The organism is Mesorhizobium sp. M1A.F.Ca.IN.022.07.1.1, from assembly GCF_003997575.1.
Lineage (GTDB): Bacteria > Pseudomonadota > Alphaproteobacteria > Rhizobiales > Rhizobiaceae > Mesorhizobium.
In genome coordinates this window covers 1-2,582 of record NZ_RZST01000532.1, presented here as the reverse complement: position 1 = coordinate 2,582, position 2,582 = coordinate 1, and the positions used below count along the sequence as shown (strand labels likewise).

Genomic DNA, 2,582 nt, shown 5'->3' with positions numbered 1-2,582 from the left:
ATGCAGGAGATGCCTCGCCCCAGCAATTCGCGGACCGCGGCCTGTTCGTCGCTGGCGGAGGAGAAAAGGAACAGTTCGTTGCCGCTCGGCAGGAAGACATCTGTCTGCGCGAGCACATGATCGAGCGCCTGACGCGTGCCGGACGCCTGCATGATCTCGCGACGGATGTTCGGATCGAAGGACACCGTGCCGCTCTTGGCCTTCACGGCCGCGATCGCGGCGAGTGCGACGTCGGTGGCGCGATCGGAAAAAAGCGAAGAGCCCATGACATGGACATGATCGGCTCCGGCCAAGAGCCGCTTGGCGGCATCGTCCATTTCCAAAAGGCCGGCGGCGCTGTTCCGGATATTGAAAACAAAATGCCTGGATGCATCGGTCCGGTAGGCGACGAAGGCGGTGCCGGTTGCATGGCCTTCACGGACGGCGATTGCCGAAACGTCGGCGCCGAGCGCGCTGAGCCGGTCGATGTTCAACTGGCCGAAATCGTCCCCGCCGACGGCGCCGATGAGACCCGCAGGCTGGCCGAGCGCCGCCGCTTGGCCGATGAAGATCGCCGGGGCGCCGGACGGAAAGGGGCCGGCCAGCGGACCGGGCTCGAGGAAGCTCTGGCCGATTGATTCCGCCATGATCTCGACGAGGATCTCGCCGGCTGAGACCAGCTTCTTCATCACGTCCTCCCGGCATTCGCCATGCATGGCTTTAGGGCTTGGAATACGGCCCCCTCTTTTTCACGTCAATTAATAAATTTACGCATGGAATAATTTCTCCGGACGCGTTGAAACTTGCGGAGCTTCCTGTAAAGTTTCAACTTGCAGACGCACGCCGATGCGCCGTATGAGCGCCGGAGCAGCGCCATGGGAGCGAGGTTCCATGCCGCGAGGGTTTGGATGCCGATGACTCACAAGACGATGGAGGAGTTCGCCCGTTCCTGCGGCGTCTCCAGGCCGACCTTGTCGAAATTCTTCGACGATCCGACCAGCGTCAAGCCGGCGACGCGAAAACGCATCGAGGATGCGCTGCGCTCGTCCGACTATCAGCCCAATCTGTTCGCGCGAAACCTCAACCGCAAGCGCACCCGCAGCATCGGCATCGTCGTGCCGACGGTGACCGACCCGTTCTATTCCGAGATGGTCAGCCGCATCGAACTCAGGCTACGCGACGAAGGCTATTGGCCGATCGTCATTTCCTCGCATGGATCGAGCGAACTGGAAGCCGAGGCGACGCGGACGATCTTGTCGTTGAAGGTCTCCGGCGCGCTGATAGCACCGCTCGGCCGGCGCTCGGACCAGCGAGCGATCGAGAAGCTGACGCAGGCGATCCCGATTGTCCATTTCGACACCTATCTCGAAGGCGGCACGCCTTTCGTCGGCAACAACAATGTGCAGAGCATGTCGACCATCGTCGACTATCTCTGCCGCTCGGGCGATGCCCCGGTCTATTTCGATATTCCGCACGTCAATCATAATTCGCGCGAGCGGGTGGAGAGTTATGTCAATGCCATGAAGCGGCTCGGGCAGGAGCCGCTCGTCTTCGGCAATACCGACGACTACACATGGGAGTTCGAACGGATCGGCTACGAACAGACGGAAAAGCTGCTCGGCAATGGCGGCCTGCCGGGCAAGACCATATTGTGCGCCAACGATCGTCTCGCCTTCGGCGTGATGGCGGCCGCCTTCTCGAAAGGGCTGAAGGTCGGCCGCAAGGCGGATTGTGACCTGCGGGTGGCTGCGCATGACGATCATCCGCTCAGCCGCTACACCTGCCCGGCGCTCACCACCATGGCGCAAGATTTCGCGGCGATGGCCGGAAGCAGCGTCGAGACGCTGCTTACCCTGCTCGACGAGGACGGCGCGCCCGTCGCGGCGAAGGTCAATCTCGACGCGACGCTGGTGATGCGCCAGTCGGCCTAGGGATACCGAACTCCCGCTGGGCGATCACGGCGCCTCAGGCAAGCAGGCTCGCCGCCTCGTCTTCGCCGAGCAGCGGCGGCTGGTCGACCGAGCCGACGACGGCGACGGAGTTCCGGCTTTCGCCGGAGGCGAGGATCGCTTCCATGACCTTGAGCACGTGCAGCGCCAGTTCGCCGGACGCGCGGGGTCTGCGCCCTTCCAACAGCGACCGCGCCAAGTCGGCGACGCCGAGCATGCGATAGTTGGCGCGGTCCGGTGCGGCATAGGGCCAGTTGCGCGCGCCGTAGAGCTCGCCTTCGCTCTCGAAATCCTTCCAGTCGGCGCCGTGCGCCGATAGCGAGACCGTGCCGCCAAACGTGTCGGGATCGGGTAGCCTGAGCGAGCCTTCCGTCCCGTGCAGCTCGATCGGATGGTTGGAATGCTTGAAGACGTCCCAGGAGGCGCCGAAGGTGACGGTGGCGCCGCAGTGGAATTCGAGCAGCGACAGGATGTTGGTCGGCGTGCCGACCCTGAAGCTGGTGTTTTTGTAAGGGCCTTCGGCGGTGATCAGGCGCTCGTCCTGACCGCGCGTCGTCATCGCCATGACGCGGGCGACCGGGCCGAGCAGGTTGACCAGCATCGTCAGGTAGTATGGCCCCATGTCGAACACTGGACCGCCGCCCGGCTGATAGT

Annotated in this window: 3 protein-coding genes; 1 reads left to right on the top strand and 2 read right to left on the bottom strand. The window is 63.5% G+C overall.

What is annotated here, in order from left to right; genetic code table 11:
• The coding region (locus EOA75_RS31710; RefSeq protein WP_127326053.1) for a PfkB family carbohydrate kinase at positions 1-668 on the bottom strand (668 nt) is incomplete at its 3' end.
• A gap of 219 nt (positions 669-887) precedes the next feature.
• On the opposite strand from EOA75_RS31710, the gene EOA75_RS31705 reads away from it, so the two are divergent.
• Entirely contained in the window at positions 888-1,910 is a 1,023-nt protein-coding gene (locus tag EOA75_RS31705; protein WP_127326052.1) for a LacI family DNA-binding transcriptional regulator, read from the top strand.
• 34 nt (positions 1,911-1,944) lie between these two features.
• Here the strand turns inward: EOA75_RS31705 and EOA75_RS31700 are convergent.
• Positions 1,945-2,582, bottom strand: a 638-nt coding sequence (locus EOA75_RS31700) for a Gfo/Idh/MocA family oxidoreductase (protein WP_164747711.1), incomplete at its 5' end; no start/stop codon positions are given.

Bases quoted from the DNA above. Each gene is read 5' to 3' on its own strand.
- EOA75_RS31705 (WP_127326052.1), top strand. From the start codon at position 888: ATGCCGATGACTCACAAGACGATGGAGGAGTTCGCCCGTTCCTGCGGC.